Origin of the sequence: Streptomyces sp. NPDC048417 (assembly GCF_040651615.1) — a bacterium.
Lineage (GTDB): Bacteria > Actinomycetota > Actinomycetes > Streptomycetales > Streptomycetaceae > Streptomyces.
In genome coordinates this window covers 65,939-81,921 of the sequence record NZ_JBEZKI010000048.1, presented here as the reverse complement: position 1 = coordinate 81,921, position 15,983 = coordinate 65,939, and the positions used below count along the sequence as shown (strand labels likewise).

Sequence of the window (15,983 nt, the reverse complement as noted above, 5' to 3'; positions counted from 1 at the left end):
GCGTCCGGCCTGGTCCGGGCCCTCAGGAGGGCAGGTCCTCCTGAGGGCCGGCGAGCCACTGGTGCACCTCTTCCTTGAGCGAGCGCTGGAACGTCGTCAGGAGCGCCTGCACCACCAGTGGCTGCATATGGGCGGACAGGGACTTCACGTCCTGCTCGGTCCGCTCCGCCACCTCGGCCCGGAACAGTTGCGACAGCGCGTGGGCGGCCGCACGCGAGTGCTCGATCAGCACCGTGCGCGCGGCCAGGATCGCCTTCTCGGACAGCGGTACGTCCAGGAGCTGTACGGCGAGCCGGAGCAGCCCCGGGTCGACGCGGTAGCCGTCCCCGTCGGGCCGTACGACATCCATCGCGACGAGCCGCTCGACGTCCCCCTCGTCCAGCTGCCGCCCGGCCCGCCGCCGCAGCTCCCCGGCGGTCACCGTCTCCTCGGTGTCCGGGGCCCAGGAGGCCACCACGGCGCGGTGGATGGCCAGGTCGTGGTGGCTCAGCCCGGGCGGCAGCCGGTGCAGATAGCGTTCGATCGCCGCCAGCGTCATGCCCTGGTGCTGAAGCTCCTCGATGAGCGCCAGCCGGGCCAGGTGCTCGGGCCCGTAGTGCCCCACCCGGCGCGCACCGATCACCGGCGGCGGGAGCAGCCCCTTGGTGCCGTAGAACCGGACCGTGCGGACCGTGGTGCCGGCCCGGGCGGCCAGTTCGTCGATGGTGAGCGCCGGCTCCCCGGACTCGCTGTCGGTGTCGGTCGTCATGCGTAGCAGTATCGCTGTCACAGCAGCACTGTGACACCGGCGTATGCACGGGATACGCGAGCAAGTGTTTGATCGATGTTCACCCAGATGTCAAGATCATAATCTTGTGAGAAGTCCCACTCTGTGAAGAACGCTGTCGCATGTGCTTCATCGTGCTGAACGTCGCCTCCCCTCGGCATCGTCAGCACCTGTTGATCATCATGCTCTGCCGCCTCGTCTTCGTCCGCCGCGCCAAGGCGGGTCTCGTCGACCGCCCCACGTTTCACCTCCGCTTCAGCCCGGTCACCGAGATCGCCTTCTTGCTGGTCTGCCTCGGCATGATTTGACATCCTCCCCGTCTGAAAGAGGGGGATTCCAACCCGGGTGGGTTGAGGTTCACGGGCGTTCGAACGGCCGGTGGCCGCTGTCACCCCTCCGGCACCGGCTGTTCGCCGGGGGCGGGGGATCCCGCCCTGTCCTGCCGCGACGTTGTTTGCTGCGTTCTCGTCCGCGTTGCAGGTGAACCCGCAGGACACGCAGACGAAGTCGGCTTGGCTCTTGCGCGACTTCTTCTCGATCCAACCGCAGGCACTGCATCGCAGACTGGTGTAAGGCGCGGGAACGTCCTCGACCCGGCCGGGGGCCTTGTGCCCGGTGCGCCGGCGCAGCAGGCCCCAACCCTGGGCGAGGACACCCCGGTTCAGCCCGGCTTTCTGGTGGACGTTCACGCCGGGCCGCTCCGCGGTCCCCTTCGCGGAGCAGGTCATGTTCTTGATGTTCAGCTTCTCGAACCGGATCACGTCGTAGCTGCGGGCGAGCATGGTGCTGGTCTTCTCGCACCAGTCCTTGCGCCGGTTGACCTCACGGGCCTTGAGCCCTGCGACCTTCGCGTACGCGGCGGCCTTGAGAGCGCTGCCCTTGGGGGCCCGGGCCGCGCGGCGCTCGTGCTTGCGGATCCGTGCCCGCTCCCTGACCGCGAGCTGCGGGCAGTTCAGCTTCCGTCCGTCCGACAGCGCCGCCGTGATCCTCACGCCCCGGTCGATACCGAGGATTTCACCCGTGCCAGGCGTGGGCGTCGGCTCGGGGATGACCGCGAACGCGATGTGCCACTGACCATTGCGACAGGTGACCCGGAACGTCTTCGCGGCGGGAAGCCGCGCGCCCTTGCCCTTGGCACTGAGGCGGAAACGGACCCAGCCGCAGCCGGGTACCTTGACCCGCGCCCACCGCCGGTTGAGCTTCTGTACGACCACGGAGCGGCCCATGACCTGCTTACCGGTCTTCTGGTTGAGCTTCGGGCCGCCGTCCGGCTCGTACTCGGGTACGCGGTCGGTGCCGATGACCCGGAAGCCCTCGTACTGGTGCTTCCTGCGCCAGGTCGGCTCACCGAAGCCGGAGATGAAACGGGCGTTCTTGGCCCTGGCGAAGTCCTTCAGAGCCTGCTGCTGCACGTCCGCGTTCCCGGCGGCCAGCCACTCATTGTCACGCCGGGCCTCGGTCAGCTGGCGGCACTGCTCCGCGAAACCGGGCGCCGTCTTGCGGCCGGGCTTCCAGTGCGCGTGCTGCTCGACGGCCAGGTTCCAGACGTACCGGGCGTGCGCGCAGTGCAGGAGCATCTGCTCCGCCTGCACGGGCGTCGGGTACATCCGGAAACGTGACATGCCGCGAACTTAGCCACCACGTTCCCCACCCGCGCACACCATCGACCAACGTCACCCGAGTGAGTGACCGCTCCCGCCTGCCGCCCCGGCCGGCCACCAGCCACCGGATCTCAGCTCCCCGTCACCACTGTCTGTGTGTGGCCACCCTCAGCACCCCGGACGACGACGCCGCATCGCCCTGACGGCGATCCGGCTTCCCATGCCTGGCACCGCGATCGTGCCGCCAACGACTTCGGCCTGGGTGCGAGGAACTGCGCGATCCGCCACAACGGACCGGCAGCCCCCACACCGAACCCGGCAGACGCTCAGTGCACGTCGTTCGTAGCCTCGATCTTCTTCCACGACTTCGGCTGAACAACGGCCCCCACGGCCTTCGCCGCAGGCACCGCCGGCTTCGTCGGCTCGAACAGCCACGCGTCGAACAGCCCCGACAGCGACTTCCCCGACACCTTCTCCGCGTACCCCTCGAAGTCGGCCACGGACGCGTTCCCGTACGCGTGCTCCTTCGGCCAGCCCTTCAGGATCGTGAAGAAGGCGTCGTCACCGACCGCGTTGCGCAGCGCCTGCACGGCCAGCGCCCCGCGGTCGTAGACCGCGATGTCGAACTGGTCGTCCGGGCCGGGATCCCCCGGCTTGACCGTCCAGAACGCGTCGTCGGCCGGATGCGACGCGTACACGTAGTCTGCGAGTTCCTGCGTCGTCCCGTCGCCCTCGTGCTCGGACCACAGCCACTGTGCGTAGCGGGCGAAGCCCTCGTTGAGCCAGATGTCCTTCCAGCCCTTGAGGGAGACGTCGTCGCCGTACCACTGGTGTGCCAGCTCGTGCACCACCACGGAGGTGTTGGAGCCGTTCGCGAACTGCTTGGGGCTGTAGTACACGCGGGTCTGTGTCTCCAGCGCGTACCCGGTCGTCGTGTTCGGCACGTACCCGCCGGCCGAGCTGAAGGGGTACGGCCCGAAGTAGCCGGAGAGCCAGTCGACGAGCTCCCCGGTGCGCTCCACGCTCGCCCGTGCCGCCCCGTCGTTGTCGCCGAGGTCCTTGCTGTAGGCGTTGACGACCGGCACCCCGCCCTCGGAGGTGCTCGTCGTGATGTCGAACTTCCCGACGGCCAGCGTGGTCAGATAGGTCGCCTGCGGCTTGTTCTGCCGCCAGTTGTAGCGGGTCCAGCCGCGCTGGGAACTCGTCGACTGGAGCAGGCCGTTGGAGATGACCTGCGTACCGTCGGGGACGGCGACCGAGACGTCGTAGGTCGCCTTGTCCAGCGGGTGGTCGTTGCTCGGGTACCACCACCAGGCGGCCTCGGGCTCGTCCGCCGCGATCGCCCCGTCGGGCGTGCGGTGCCAGGTGTTGAAGCCGTACGCGCTCTTCGTGGACGGCACCCCGCTGTAGCGGACCACGACCGTGACCTGCGTGCCCTTCGCCAGCGGCGACTTCGGGGTGACGACCAGCTCGTGCTGCCCGGACGTGGTGAAGGCCGCCTTCGCGCCGTTGACCCGCACCTCGCTCACGTCGAGGAGGAAGTCCAGGTCGAAGCTGGACAGGTCCTGCGTGGTCCGCGCCAGGATCGTCGCCGTACCGGCCAGTTCGTCGGTGGCCGGCTGGTACTGCAGACGCAGATCGTAGTGGGAGACGTCGTAACCGCCGTTGCCGTAGTACGGGTAGTAGGGGTCACCGATGCCCGGCGCGCCGGGGCTGTAACTCGCGGCCGATGCCGGGATCGCCAGCAGGACGGAGGCTGCCGCGAGTGCGCCCGGCGCGAGGATTCTGCGGTGCACGAGAACTCCAGGTCGGTAGGGGGCCGAGGCGCGCCCGCCACACCGGGACGGGAACGCCAAGTCGATGGAGCACGAAACTCTTCGGAGCCTATTGAGTCCCTGTGACCCCTGGCCTGTCCACGGCCCCTGCTGTCACACGATCGCCATTCGGCCGCAATCAGTTCTGTTGGTCCCTCAGGCGCCCTCTTCTGTACAGGAGTTGCCCGGGGTAGCGTCCGCCGCATGCCGAAACGCACGCGCTTCACGATCTGGAGACCGTTCGCCCTCGCGGCCGTCGCAGCCCTGACGGCCGCATTCCTCAGCCCGGTCGCCGCCCAGGCGGCCGGAGCGGCCCCGCGCGAGAGCCGGCCGGTCTACTCCTACGCCGACGCCATCCGCGAGGCCGTCTGGGTGGACACCGGCCTCGACTCCGACGGCGACGGGAAGACCGACCGCGTCGCCGCCGACATCGTCCGGCCCGCCGAACCCGCCGCGCAGGGCCGCAAGGTGCCGGTCATCATGGACGCCAGCCCGTACTACTCCTGCTGCGGACGCGGCAACGAGAGCCAGCTCAAGACGTACGACGCCGCCGGGAACGTCGTCCAGATGCCGCTGTTCTACGACAACTTCTTCGTGCCCCGCGGCTACGCCGTCGTCGGCGTCGACCTGGCCGGCACCAACCGTTCCGACGGCTGTGTCGACGTCGGTGGCCGCTCGGACATCCAGTCCGCGAAGGCCGTCGTCGACTGGCTGAACGGCCGCGCCAAGGCCTACAGCAGCCGCACCGGCACCACCACCGTCAAGGCCGGCTGGACGAACGGCAAGACGGGCATGATCGGCAAGAGCTGGGACGGCACCATCGCCAACGGCGTCGCCGCCACCGGCGTCAAGGGCCTCAAGACGATCGTCCCGATCAGCTCCATCTCCTCCTGGTACGACTACTACTTCGCCCAGGGCGCCCCGCTCTACGACTCCGGGCCCGACTGGCTGGCCGGCGCGGTGGAGAGCGACGCGGCCTACGCCAAGTGCGGTACCGTCCAGCAGAAGCTCGTCGACGGCGCGCCGCGAACCGGTGACTGGACCGGTCTGTGGACCGAGCGGGACTACGTCAAGGACGCCTCCAAGGTGCGTGCCAGCGTGTTCCTCGTGCACGGCATGCAGGACCTCAACGTCCGCACCAAGAACTTCGGCCAGTGGTGGGACGCCCTCGCCAAGAACGGCGTCGAGCGCAAGATCTGGCTCTCCCAGACGGGCCATGTCGACCCCTTCGACTACCGGCGCGGCGCCTGGGTGGACACCCTGCACCGCTGGTTCGACCATGAACTCCTCGGCTACGACAACGGCATCGACCGCGAGCCGATGGCCGACGTCGAACGCCACCCCGACCAGTGGGTGACCTCCGCCGTCTGGCCGCCGCGCGGCACCGAGGCCACCACCCTGCGTCCCGCCACCGGCACCCAGGCGGGTGTGGGCACCCTCGGCCTGAGCCGGAAATCCGGCACCGAGACGTTCACTGACGACCCGAAGCAGAGCGAGACCGACTGGGCGGCACAGATCGCCACCCCGACCCCGGACAAGGCCGGCTTCCTCACCGCGCCGCTCACGCACGACCTGCGGCTGTCCGGTTCCTCCAAGGTGACGGTCACCGCCACCCCGACCACCTCGACGGCCCACCTGACCGCCGTCCTGGTCGACCTCGGCCCGGACACCATCCGGGACTACGCCGACGCCGCCGAGGGCATCACCACCCTCACCGACCGCACCTGCTGGGGCGAGAGCACGGCCGGCGACAGTGCCTGCTTCCTGAAGACCGCGGCGAAGACCAAGGCCGTCGACTACACGGTCCTCAGCCGCGGCTGGGCCGACCTCGGCACCTATGCCGACCCCGGCAAGGGCGTCCCGCTCACCCCGGGCAAGAAGTACACGATCACCCTCGACCTGGCGGCCACCGACCACGTCGTACCCGAGGGGCACCGGCTGGCGCTGATCGTCGCGGGAACGGACAAGGACCTCATCGATCCGCCGTCCAGCACCCCGACGCTCACCCTGGACCTGTCCCGCACCGCGGCCAGGGTCCCGCTCGCCGGCGGAGCGGCCGCGTTCGCCCGCGCGACCTCCGCGCGCTGGACCGCTCCCGCAGCGGGCGTCCTGACCGGCGTGCGCGCCCCGCACACGGCGCTGCGCGTCCCGGCGAGCTGACCCGCTCAGGCGGCCGGGCCCGGCTCCACCAGCCCGGCCGCCTGACGGGCACACCCCCAGGCCACCGTGACCCCGGCTCCACCGTGCCCGTAGTTGTGCACCAGCACCCGCCCGTCCGCGAGGAGTTCACGTTCCAGCCGGACCGCGTCCCGGTACGGCCGCAGCCCCACCCGGTGCCCCAGCACCCGCGCCCCGGCGATCTCCGGCCGCACCGCCGCACACCGCGCCACGATCCCGGCCGCGATGTCCGGATCCGGCTCCAGGGACCAGGCGTCCTCGTGCGCCGTGCCCCCGAGCACCAGCCCTCCCGGCTGCGGGAAGAAGTAGGCCGAGACACCCCCTTCGGCCTCTTCTTCCGGACCCCCCGCGGCTTCCTCGGCAGAGGTGTACCAGGTGGTGATGCCCGGGTTCTCCACCACGACCAGCTGCCCGCGCACCGGACGCACCGCCGGATCGGGAACCAGCGAACGGGACCCGAGCCCGGTGCAGTTCACCACCACCGCCGACCGCACCTCGCCCAGTCCGCGCACCACCCGTTCCTCGACCGTCCCGCCCGCCTCTTCCAACCGCTCCCGCAGCCAGGCAAGATGGACCGGCATGTCGATCAACGGCAGCCGCGCCGAGAGCCCTTCGGCCGTGTCGGCCAGCCCCGGCACCCGGGCGGCCCACGGCCCCAGCTCGTCCAGCCGCAGCCCGTCGTGTACGCCCTCGACCAGGCGTACGCCCGTCTGTGCCGGCCACGCCGCCAACTCCTCGTACACGGCGAGGGATTCGAGCGCCCAGTCGCCGACCAGCCGCTGAGGCTCGATGCGGTACGGCCACCACAGCGCCCCCGCGACCGCCGAGGTCGTACGCTCGCCGCTCTCCCGCGCCCAGACCCGCACCCGGCGGCCGCCCTCGGCCAGCACCACCGCCGTGGTCAGCCCGACGACCCCGCCACCGACCACGATCACTTCGTCACCCAGCCCACGGTCCATGCCCGGACGGTAGCGGAATATGTCATGCCGCGCTCAGATCGTCCCGATCTGGGGATACTCACAGCATGTCTGCCGCATACGCGACCTTCGGCCTGGCCCCGGCGATGCGCGCCGGCGGTGTCCGCGCCGACGGCGGCTACCAGGTCCACCGGGACTTCGTGGACTTCGTCGTCGACGGGTCCCCGCTGCTGTTCCAGCTCTCCGACCTGGACGCCGTCTCCCCGCTCGCCTCCGACGTCCCGCCCGCGATCTTCACCGCCCAGGTCCGCAGCCTGTTGCTGGAGTCCGACGCACCGCTGCCCGACGACCGGTACGTCATCTACGGCTGCCCCGAGTGCGAGGACCTGGCCTGCGGCGCGGTCACCGCGGTCATCGAGAGGGACGGCGACGACTACGTCTGGCGGGACTTCGCCTGGCAGACCGACGAACACGCCGACCTGGAGCTCAACGGCTACCACGGCATCGGCCCGTTCCGCTTCCCCGGCCCCGCGTACCGCGAGGCCCTCGATGCCCTCCTCGAGGACTCCGGCCCCCCGCCGGGTCGCCGCGTCCTGCTGATCGGCGCCCGCGTCGCCCTCCTCGCCAAGCTGGCCGCCGCCCTGCGCTCCATCGGCATCGCGGCCGACATCACCCGGGACGCAGACGGCGTCCCCGCCGAGGAACTCCGCGGCTACGGCGCCGTGGCCTTCGGCCCCACGGTCGGCGAGACCGAGCGGGCCGCCGTACGCAAGGCGTTCGACCGGGCCGCAGTGGAGGTCGCCTACGTGGACGGGCTCGCCCCGATCGTCCCCCTCCTCGTCGCCCAGATCGAACACGCCCTCGACCGCAGTCCGCTCCCGCAGCGCCGCCTGACCCACCTGGTCGCCGCCGACGGCGCGGCCGGGGTCGAGGTCACCTCACCCTGCCGGGTCCGGCTCACGGCGTACCGCCTGGACCGGCTCTCCCGCCTCCACTCCCAGGATCTCTTCGACGGCGTCCTGGAACCGGGCAGCCATCGCATCCCTCTCGACGGCAAGGCAGCCAAGGGCGGGTCCTATGTCGTGGCCCGGACCTCCGGGAGCGTCCTGGTGCTGGCCGTCGCGTGCTGACCGGGGAACGAAACGCGGCTGAAGGTGTGCTCACCGGCGCATTAGGATCGGCGTTCTGATGACTGCCACCCTCGTCGCCAAGAACCTCGCCGCCGGGCACGGCGACCGCTCCCTCTTCTCCGGGCTCGACCTCGTCGTCGCGCCCGGGGACGTGATCGGTCTGGTCGGTGCCAACGGCGCGGGCAAGTCCACGCTGCTCCGGCTGCTCGCCGGACTCACCGCTCCCGAGCAGGGCGAGCTGCGGCTCTCCCCGCCGACCGCGGCCGTCGGCCACCTGCCCCAGGAACCGGAGCGCCGGCCGGGCGAGACCGTGCGCGCCTTCCTCGCCCGCCGCACCGGCGTCGCCGAGGCACAGCGCGTGATGGACGAGGCCACCCAGGCCCTGGTCGACGGGGCACCAGGGGCCGACGACGCGTACGCCACCTCTCTGGAGCGCTGGCTCGGCCTCGGCGGCGCGGACCTGGAGGAGCGGGCCGAGGAGGTCGCCGACTCCCTGGGCCTGGCCGTCGACCTCGACCAGCCGATGACCTCCCTCTCGGGCGGGCAGGCGGCCCGCGCGGGCCTCGCCTCCCTGCTCCTCTCCCGCTACGACGTCTTCCTGCTCGACGAGCCGACCAACGACCTCGACCTGGACGGTCTGGAACGGCTCGAACGCTTCGTGACCGGCCTGCGCGCCGGCACGGTCGTCGTCAGCCACGACCGCGAGTTCCTCACCCGGACGGTCACCAAGGTCCTCGAACTGGACCTCGCCCAGGGCCGGATCAACCTCTTCGGTGGCGGCTACGACGCCTACCTGGAAGAACGCGAGGTGGCCCGCCGGCACGCCCGCGACGACTTTGAGGAGTACGCCGACAAGAAGGCCGCCCTCCAGGACCGCGCCCAGACGCAGCGCTCCTGGATGGACAAGGGCGTCAAGAACGCCCGGCGCAAGGCGGGCAACGACAACGACAAGATCGGCCGCAAGTTCCGCAGCGAGGCCAGCGAGAAGCAGGCCGCCAAGGCCCGCCAGACCCAGCGCATGATCGAACGCCTGGACGTCGTCGAGGAGCCGCGCAAGGAATGGGAGCTGCGCATGGAGATCGCGGCGGCCCCGCGCTCCGGCGCCGTGGTGGCCACCCTGCGGGACGCGGAAGTACGACGCGGGGACTTCACCTTCGGACCGGTGTCCCTGCAGATCGACTGGGCCGACCGGGTCGCGGTGACCGGCGCGAACGGGGCCGGCAAGTCGACGCTGCTCGCCGCCCTGCTGGGCCGGGTGCCGCTGGACGCGGGGCACGCCGCGCTCGGCTCCGGAGTCGTCGTCGGCGAGGTCGACCAGGCGCGCAAGCTCTTCCACGGCACCGAGGCCCTGCTGGACGCCTTCTGCGCGGCCGTCCCGGACACCGAGCCGGTCGAAGTCCGCACTCTGCTCGCCAAGTTCGGCCTCAAGCAGGCCCATGTCCTGCGCTCCGCGGCGACGTTGTCACCGGGTGAGCGGACGCGTGCGGCGCTGGCGCTGCTCCAGGGCCGGGGCGTCAACCTCCTCGTCCTGGACGAGCCGACGAACCACCTCGACCTGCCCGCGATCGAACAACTGGAGTCCGCCCTCGACACCTACGAGGGCACCCTCCTCCTGGTCACCCACGACCGCCGCATGCTGGACGCGGTCCACGTGACCCGTCGCCTGGAGGTCGCGGCGGGCAAAGTAACGGAACGCTAGCTGAACGCGCCACGAAGGGGCGCGGGGCTGTGTCGATATGCGGCTCCGCCGCGTGGGCGCGAGCAACCCCCATCACCCGCAGCCGCCGAACAACCCACTTGGCACCCCCTACGGCGCTACGGCACACGCCCCCGTACGCTTCGACCCGACGCGGATCACCAGGCAGGGGAGAGCCCATGAGCGCAGTGCCGAAACGGCCGTCCGTCCGCATCGTGCACGAACAGGACGTCGTCGCGCGGATGCGCGGCACCCAGGACCGGATCGCGGACGCCATCACCACGTTCGCCGGAACCATGACGTTCGTCTATCTGCACGCGCTGTGGTTCGCGGTCTGGATCGTCTGCAACGAGGGCGTGTTCGGCGACGACGCGATCTGGGACCCGTTCCCCTTCGGGCTGCTCACCATGATCGTCAGTCTGGAGGCGATCTTCCTCTCCACCTTCGTGATGGTGAGCCAGAACCGCCAGGCCGCCCGCGAGAACGTCCGGGCCGACCTGGACTTCGAGACCAACGTCCGCTCGGAGGTGTGGTCCATCCACATGGGCCGCGCCCTCGGCGTCGACCCCGCGGAGGTCGAACGGCGCGTCCAGGAACTGCTCGCGGAGAACCGCGCCCGGATGAACGGCACCGCCGAGCCGCCCGCGGGGACCTGAACCGTCGGACAACTGTGTCTGCGTACAGTCATCTGACCGAGGCGCGGACCGTCGTCGCATGGAACCATGGGCGGGCGTCCGGGCGAGCCGGACCTGTGCCCGAAGGAGTCCGCGCATGGGCCGTCCTCGCATCCCCGCCGGCGGCAGAACATGACCGACCGGCACGGCGTACTGCTGTCCTCGGACATTTTGGGCGCGGCCGGGGACGGCGCGGCGGCCCCCGTCGTCGAGGCCCGGCCGCCGCACGACGTGCGCCGCGCCGCCGACCTGCTGCGGCTGCTGGTCTCGCTGGCCGCCCTCGCGGCGACGGTGCTGCTGGCGGTCGCCACCCGCGACTTCGCCCGCCGGGCGCAGCAGGGCCTGCTCTCCGCGGCCACCGCGCTGCCGCCGGACCTGCGCGACGCACTGGTCGGCACGCTCCAGGCGATCGCCCTGCTCGCGCCACTGGCCGCCCTGGTCGTCCTCGTAGTACGGCGGCGGTTCGACGCGGTGTCCAGGGTGCTGCCCGCCGCGGCCCTGGGCGCGGCCGTCGGCTGGGCGCTCACCCGGGTCGCGCTGGCCGGGAGCAGACCCGAGTCATGGCCGGAGGTGCTCGTCGGCCGCGGCGGACTGGTGCACGCGGGCTGGCCGTCGGCCGGGTACCTGGGGGCCTGCGCCTCGTCGGTCGTCGCCGCGGGCCCCTGGCTGGCACGGCCGTGGCGGCGGGCGTTGTGGGCGCTGACCGTCGGGAGCGCCGTGCTCGGTGTGCTGGCCGCCTCGCTCGTCCCGCTGGACGCGTTCGGGGCGCTCGTGGTCGGCGGCACCGCGGGATCGGCCGTCCTGCTGCTCGCCGGCGGCCCGGCCGACCGCCCGCCGGCCCAGGCCGTCGCCGATGCCCTCGTCGCCTGCGGGATCCCGCTCGCCGCCCTCCACGAACTCCCTGCGGACCGTCAACTCCCCGGCGAGGGACTCCTCTACGACGCGGAGACCACCGAGGGCGCGCGACTGACCGTACGCGCCCTCGCCGCCGAGGACCGGGGCCGCGACCTGTTCCACCGGCTCGCCCGGCGCACCCTGCTGCGGCACCCTGCCGACCCCGGCGAGCAGACACCGCTCGGCGCCGCCGAACACGAACTGCTCATGCTGGTCTTCGCCGCCCGTACCGGCGCCCGGGTCGCCGAACCGGTCATCGCCTACCCGGTGGCCGGCGGCGGGGCGGTCGTGGTGACCGTCGGGCAGGACGCCCGGCCGCTGTCCGCGCTCCCCGCCGAGGAACTGACCGACACGCTGCTGGGCGAGGTGTGGGCGGCCGTGGCCCGCATCCAGGAGCACCGGCTGGCGCACCGGGCGTTGCGCCCCGAACACATCCTCGTCGCACCGGACGGCAGGCCCCGGCTCACCGCGTTCGCCCGGGCGCAGCTGAACGCAGCGCCCGAGACGCTGGGCGGCGATCTCGCGGAACTGCTCGCCACCACCGCCGTACGCGTCGGACCGGTCCGCGCCACGGCGTGCGCCCTGGCCGGCCTCGGCCCGCAGCGGCTGGCGAGCGCGCTGCCGTATCTGCAACCGCTCGCCCTGATCGGTCCCGCGCGCCGCGAGGTGGCCCGCTACGACCAGGCCCGCGCCCGGGAAGCCGCCGCGGGCGTCCGGCGGCGCACCCTGCGCCCCGGCGGACGGCCGAACCTGATGCACGACCTCGCCGCCGAGGTAGGCACGGCATGCGACGCCCCGGCCGCCAAACCGGCCCGGCTCGCCCGGTTCACCTGGCAGAGCGTCCTGGGCCTGGCCGGCGCGTTCCTGGTGCTCCATCTCGTGTTGCCGCAGCTCGCCAACGCCCCGGCCGCGCTCCGCGCGCTGGGCGACGCGAACTGGTGGTGGCTGCTCGCGGTCGTCCCCGTCACCTTCGTCTCCCAGGCGTTCTCGACCTGTCTGCAACTGGGCACCATCCCCGGCCGGCTGCCGTTCCGGGCCACGTACCAGGTGCAGTTCGCCAGCTCCTTCCTGAACCGGATCACCCCCGGCAACGTCGGTGGCATGGCGCTGAACCTGCGCTTCCTGCAGAAGACGGGGATCGAGACCGGCGCGGCGACGGCCTCCGTCGGGCTGCAGAGTCTGGCCGGCGCGGTCTCCAACGTCGTGGTCGCCACCGTGTTCTTCGCCGCCGCCGGACAGCGCCACGGCGGAGTGCACCTGGACCTGCCCGCCGGTTCGTACGCCCTGCCCGTGGTCGCCGTGGTGCTGGCCGCCGGAGGGCTGCTCGGCCTCACCCCGCCGGGCCGCCGCTTCCTGCGCGAGAAGGTGTGGCCGTTCCTGCGTGCGGCCGGATCGACGCTGACCGGAGTCGCCGCCGATCCCGCGAAACTCGCCCTCGGCGTCGTCGGCATGTTCGGCCTGCCGCTCGTCCAGGTCGTCGGACTCGCCCTCAGCCTCCACGCGCTCGGCGGTGACCTCCCCTTCGTCCAGCTCGGCGCCGCCTACATGGCGGCCCGCCTGCTCGCCAACGCGGCCCCGGTCCCCGGCGGGCTCGGTGCGCTCGAAGCGGGCCTCATCGCGGGCCTGACCGCGCTCGGTGTGCCGGCCGGCCCGGCCACCTCGGCGGTCCTTGTCTACCGGCTGCTCACGTTCTGGCTCAACGTCCCCCTGGGCGGGCTCGCCCTCGGCTTCGTACAGCGGCGCGGCTACGTCTGACGTGCCCCTACAGGGGCGCGGGTCCGTATTCGATATGCGGCTACCGCCGCGCGGGCGCGACCAGCCACAACGGACCCGCAGCTCCCCACAACCTCACAACCCCACGGCTCCCGAAGAAGCCGTCACCGCTTGCCCTTCTTCGGGTCCAGCAGACCCGCCCGGCGCAACGCGTCAGCCATCGCACTGTTGGCCGGCGCCGGCGCCTGCCGCGCACCGCCGCCCTGCCCCTGGCCGCCACGTCCGCCGCCCTGGCCCTGGCCGCCACGTCCGCCGCCCTGCTGCCGCTGCTGCGGCGGACGCCCGCCACGCTGGCGCCGTTCGCCGCCGCCCTCGCCCTGCCGGCCGCCGCCCTGCTGCGCCGCCTCGTCGTCCAGCCGCAGCGTCAGCGAGATCCGCTTGCGCGGGACGTCCACGTCGAGGACCTTCACCTTGACGATGTCGCCCGGCTTCACCACGTCCCGCGGGTCCTTGACGAAGGTCTTCGACAGCGCGGAGACATGCGCCAGACCGTCCTGGTGGACGCCGACGTCGATGAACGCGCCGAAGGCCGCCACGTTCGTGACGACCCCCTCCAGGACCATTCCGGAGGACAGGTCGGAGATCTTCTCGACGCCCTCCTTGAACGTGGCCGTCTTGAAGGCCGGACGCGGGTCGCGCCCCGGCTTCTCCAGCTCCTTGAGGATGTCGGTGACGGTCGGCAGACCGAACTTCTCGTCCACGAAGTCTCCCGGCCGCAGCGAGCGCAGTACGCCCGTGTTGCCGATGAGCGCGGCCACCTCCTGGTGCGACTCCTTCACCATGCGCCGCACGACGGGGTACGCCTCGGGGTGGACGCTCGACGCGTCCAGCGGGTCGTCGCCGCCGCGGATGCGCAGGAAGCCCGCGCACTGCTCGTACGCCTTCGGGCCGAGCCGTGCCACGTTCTTCAGCTGGCCGCGGGAGGTGAACGGGCCGTTGGTGTCCCGGTGGGTCACGATGTTCTCGGCGAGCCCGGAGGTGATGCCGGAGACCCGGGACAGGAGCGGGGCCGAGGCCGTGTTCACGTCGACGCCAACGCCGTTCACACAGTCCTCCACCACCGCGTCCAGCGAGCGCGACAGCTTCACCTCGGACAGGTCGTGCTGGTACTGGCCGACACCGATCGACTTCGGGTCGATCTTCACCAGCTCGGCGAGCGGGTCCTGGAGCCGGCGGGCGATGGAGACGGCACCGCGCAGCGACACGTCCATGTCCGGCAGCTCCTGGGAGGCGAACGCGGACGCCGAGTACACGGACGCGCCCGCCTCGGACACCATCACCTTGGTGAGCTTCAACTCCGGGTGCTTGGTGATGAGTTCACCGGCGAGCTTGTCGGTCTCGCGGGAGGCCGTGCCGTTGCCGATCGCGATCAGCTCGACCGCGTGCTCGCCGGCGAGACGGGCGAGCTTGGCGATCGCCTCGTCCCACTTGTTGGCCGGGACGTGCGGGTAGATGACGTCGGTGGCGACGACCTTGCCGGTGGCGTCGACGACTGCGACCTTCACGCCGGTACGGAAGCCGGGGTCCAGGCCCAGCGTCGCGCGCGTGCCGGCCGGGGCGGCGAGCAGCAGGTCGCGCAGGTTCGCCGCGAAGACGTCGACCGCCTCGTCCTCGGCCGCCGTACGCAGCCGCAGCCGCAGATCGATGCCGAGGTGGACGAGGAGGCGGGTGCGCCAGGCCCAGCGGACCGTGTCGGTCAGCCACTTGTCGGCCGGCCGCCCCCGGTCGGCGATCCCGAACCGGTGGGCGACGATGCCCTCGTACGACGACGGCCCCTCGGTCGGCTCCTCCGGCTCCAGGACGAGGTCGAGGACCTCCTCCTTCTCGCCGCGCAGCATCGCCAGGATGCGGTGCGAGGGCAGGTCGGTGAAGGGCTCGGCGAAGTCGAAGTAGTCGGCGAACTTCGCGCCCGCCTCCTCCTTGCCGTCCCGCACCTTCGCGGACAGCCGGCCGCGCACCCACATGCGCTCGCGCAGCTCACCGATGAGGTCGGCGTCCTCCGAGAACCGCTCGGTGAGGATCGCGCGGGCGCCCTCCAGGGCCGCCTGCGGATCGGCGACGCCCTTGTCGGCGTCCACGAACGCGGCGGCCGCCGACAGCGGTTCCACCGTCGGGTCGCCGAGCAGCCCCTCGGCCAGCGGCTCCAGACCGGCCTCCCGTGCGATCTGCGCCTTGGTCCGCCGCTTCGGCTTGTACGGCAGGTAGATGTCCTCCAGCCGCGCCTTGGTCTCGGCGCTGCGGATCTGCGCCTCCAGCTCCTCGGTGAGCTTGCCCTGCTCGCGCACCGACTCCAGGATCGCCGTCCGGCGCTCCTCCAGCTCCCGCAGGTAGCGCAGCCGCTCCTCGAGCGTGCGCAGCTGCGCGTCGTCGAGCATCTCGGTCGCTTCCTTGCGGTAGCGGGCGATGAAGGGCACCGTCGAACCGCCGTCGAGCAGCTCCACGGCAGCCTTGACCTGCCGCTCCCGTACGCCGAGCTCCTCGGCGATCCTGCCTTCGATGGACCCTGGAACCAGGGACCCGGGTGTCGTCACGATCCCGTA

The 15,983-nt window shown here is 71.7% G+C and carries 9 protein-coding genes and 2 pseudogenes; 6 read left to right on the top strand and 5 right to left on the bottom strand.

The window, feature by feature from the left end; all coding sequences use genetic code 11:
* Nucleotides 1-22: 22 nt before the first annotated feature.
* The gene (locus AB0D59_RS47145; protein WP_362578098.1) at nt 23-748 is read right to left on the bottom strand and encodes a MerR family transcriptional regulator; all 726 of its coding nucleotides are present in this window, start codon (nt 746-748) and stop codon (nt 23-25) included.
* 149 nt (nt 749-897) lie between these two features.
* Between AB0D59_RS47145 and AB0D59_RS47140 the strand changes: the two are divergent.
* Nucleotides 898-1,071: pseudogene (locus AB0D59_RS47140) on the top strand (L-asparagine permease); the annotation flags it as partial.
* Nucleotides 1,072-1,221: 150 nt separating this feature from the next.
* Here AB0D59_RS47140 and AB0D59_RS47135 read toward each other — a convergent pair.
* Together AB0D59_RS47135 and AB0D59_RS47130 are read right to left on the bottom strand one after the other, a co-directional pair.
* Nucleotides 1,222-2,343 (bottom strand): annotated as a pseudogene (locus AB0D59_RS47135) (transposase); the annotation flags it as partial.
* Between the two features lie 350 nt (nt 2,344-2,693).
* Nucleotides 2,694-4,163, bottom strand: a complete 1,470-nt coding sequence (locus AB0D59_RS47130; RefSeq protein WP_362578096.1) for a M1 family metallopeptidase — start codon at nt 4,161-4,163, stop codon at nt 2,694-2,696.
* Nucleotides 4,164-4,385: 222 nt separating this feature from the next.
* Here AB0D59_RS47130 and AB0D59_RS47125 point away from each other — a divergent pair, with 222 nt between their 5' ends.
* Nucleotides 4,386-6,341, top strand: a complete 1,956-nt coding sequence (locus AB0D59_RS47125; protein ID WP_362578094.1) for a Xaa-Pro dipeptidyl-peptidase — start codon at nt 4,386-4,388, stop codon at nt 6,339-6,341.
* A gap of 5 nt (nt 6,342-6,346) precedes the next feature.
* On the opposite strand, the gene AB0D59_RS47120 is transcribed toward AB0D59_RS47125, so the two are convergent.
* Nucleotides 6,347-7,318 carry an FAD-dependent oxidoreductase gene (locus AB0D59_RS47120; RefSeq protein ID WP_362578092.1) on the bottom strand — a complete coding sequence of 324 codons (972 nt, stop codon included), beginning with the start codon at nt 7,316-7,318 and terminating at the stop codon, nt 6,347-6,349.
* Nucleotides 7,319-7,383: 65 nt separating this feature from the next.
* Here AB0D59_RS47120 and AB0D59_RS47115 point away from each other — a divergent pair, with 65 nt between their 5' ends.
* From AB0D59_RS47115 to AB0D59_RS47100, 4 genes are all read left to right on the top strand, one after another.
* Complete coding sequence (locus AB0D59_RS47115) at nt 7,384-8,406, top strand: oxidoreductase (protein WP_362578090.1); 1,023 nt, start codon at nt 7,384-7,386, stop codon at nt 8,404-8,406.
* Between the two features lie 58 nt (nt 8,407-8,464).
* A complete protein-coding gene (locus tag AB0D59_RS47110) occupies nt 8,465-10,105 on the top strand; it encodes an ABC-F family ATP-binding cassette domain-containing protein (RefSeq protein WP_362578089.1) in 1,641 nt (546 codons plus the stop codon).
* Between the two features lie 176 nt (nt 10,106-10,281).
* Nucleotides 10,282-10,758, top strand: coding sequence for a DUF1003 domain-containing protein (locus AB0D59_RS47105; protein WP_362578087.1), 477 nt, complete (start codon nt 10,282-10,284; stop codon nt 10,756-10,758).
* Nucleotides 10,759-10,824: 66 nt separating this feature from the next.
* Complete coding sequence (locus AB0D59_RS47100; protein WP_362578086.1) at nt 10,825-13,425, top strand: lysylphosphatidylglycerol synthase transmembrane domain-containing protein; 2,601 nt, start codon at nt 10,825-10,827, stop codon at nt 13,423-13,425.
* A 122-nt stretch (nt 13,426-13,547) separates the two neighbouring features.
* Here AB0D59_RS47100 and AB0D59_RS47095 read toward each other — a convergent pair whose 3' ends face one another.
* Nucleotides 13,548-15,974, bottom strand: coding sequence for a Tex family protein (locus tag AB0D59_RS47095; protein ID WP_362578084.1), 2,427 nt, complete (start codon nt 15,972-15,974; stop codon nt 13,548-13,550).
* Nucleotides 15,975-15,983 lie beyond the last annotated feature (9 nt).

Bases quoted from the DNA above. Each gene is read 5' to 3' on its own strand.
- AB0D59_RS47145 (WP_362578098.1), bottom strand. From the start codon at position 748: ATGACGACCGACACCGACAGCGAGTCCGGGGAGCCGGCGCTCACCATC.
- AB0D59_RS47105 (WP_362578087.1), top strand. From the start codon at position 10,282: ATGAGCGCAGTGCCGAAACGGCCGTCCGTCCGCATCGTGCACGAACAG.
- AB0D59_RS47115 (WP_362578090.1), top strand. From the start codon at position 7,384: ATGTCTGCCGCATACGCGACCTTCGGCCTGGCCCCGGCGATGCGCGCC.
- AB0D59_RS47120 (WP_362578092.1), bottom strand. From the start codon at position 7,318: ATGGACCGTGGGCTGGGTGACGAAGTGATCGTGGTCGGTGGCGGGGTC.
- AB0D59_RS47125 (WP_362578094.1), top strand. From the start codon at position 4,386: ATGCCGAAACGCACGCGCTTCACGATCTGGAGACCGTTCGCCCTCGCG.
- AB0D59_RS47110 (WP_362578089.1), top strand. From the start codon at position 8,465: ATGACTGCCACCCTCGTCGCCAAGAACCTCGCCGCCGGGCACGGCGAC.
- AB0D59_RS47100 (WP_362578086.1), top strand. From the start codon at position 10,825: ATGGGCGGGCGTCCGGGCGAGCCGGACCTGTGCCCGAAGGAGTCCGCG.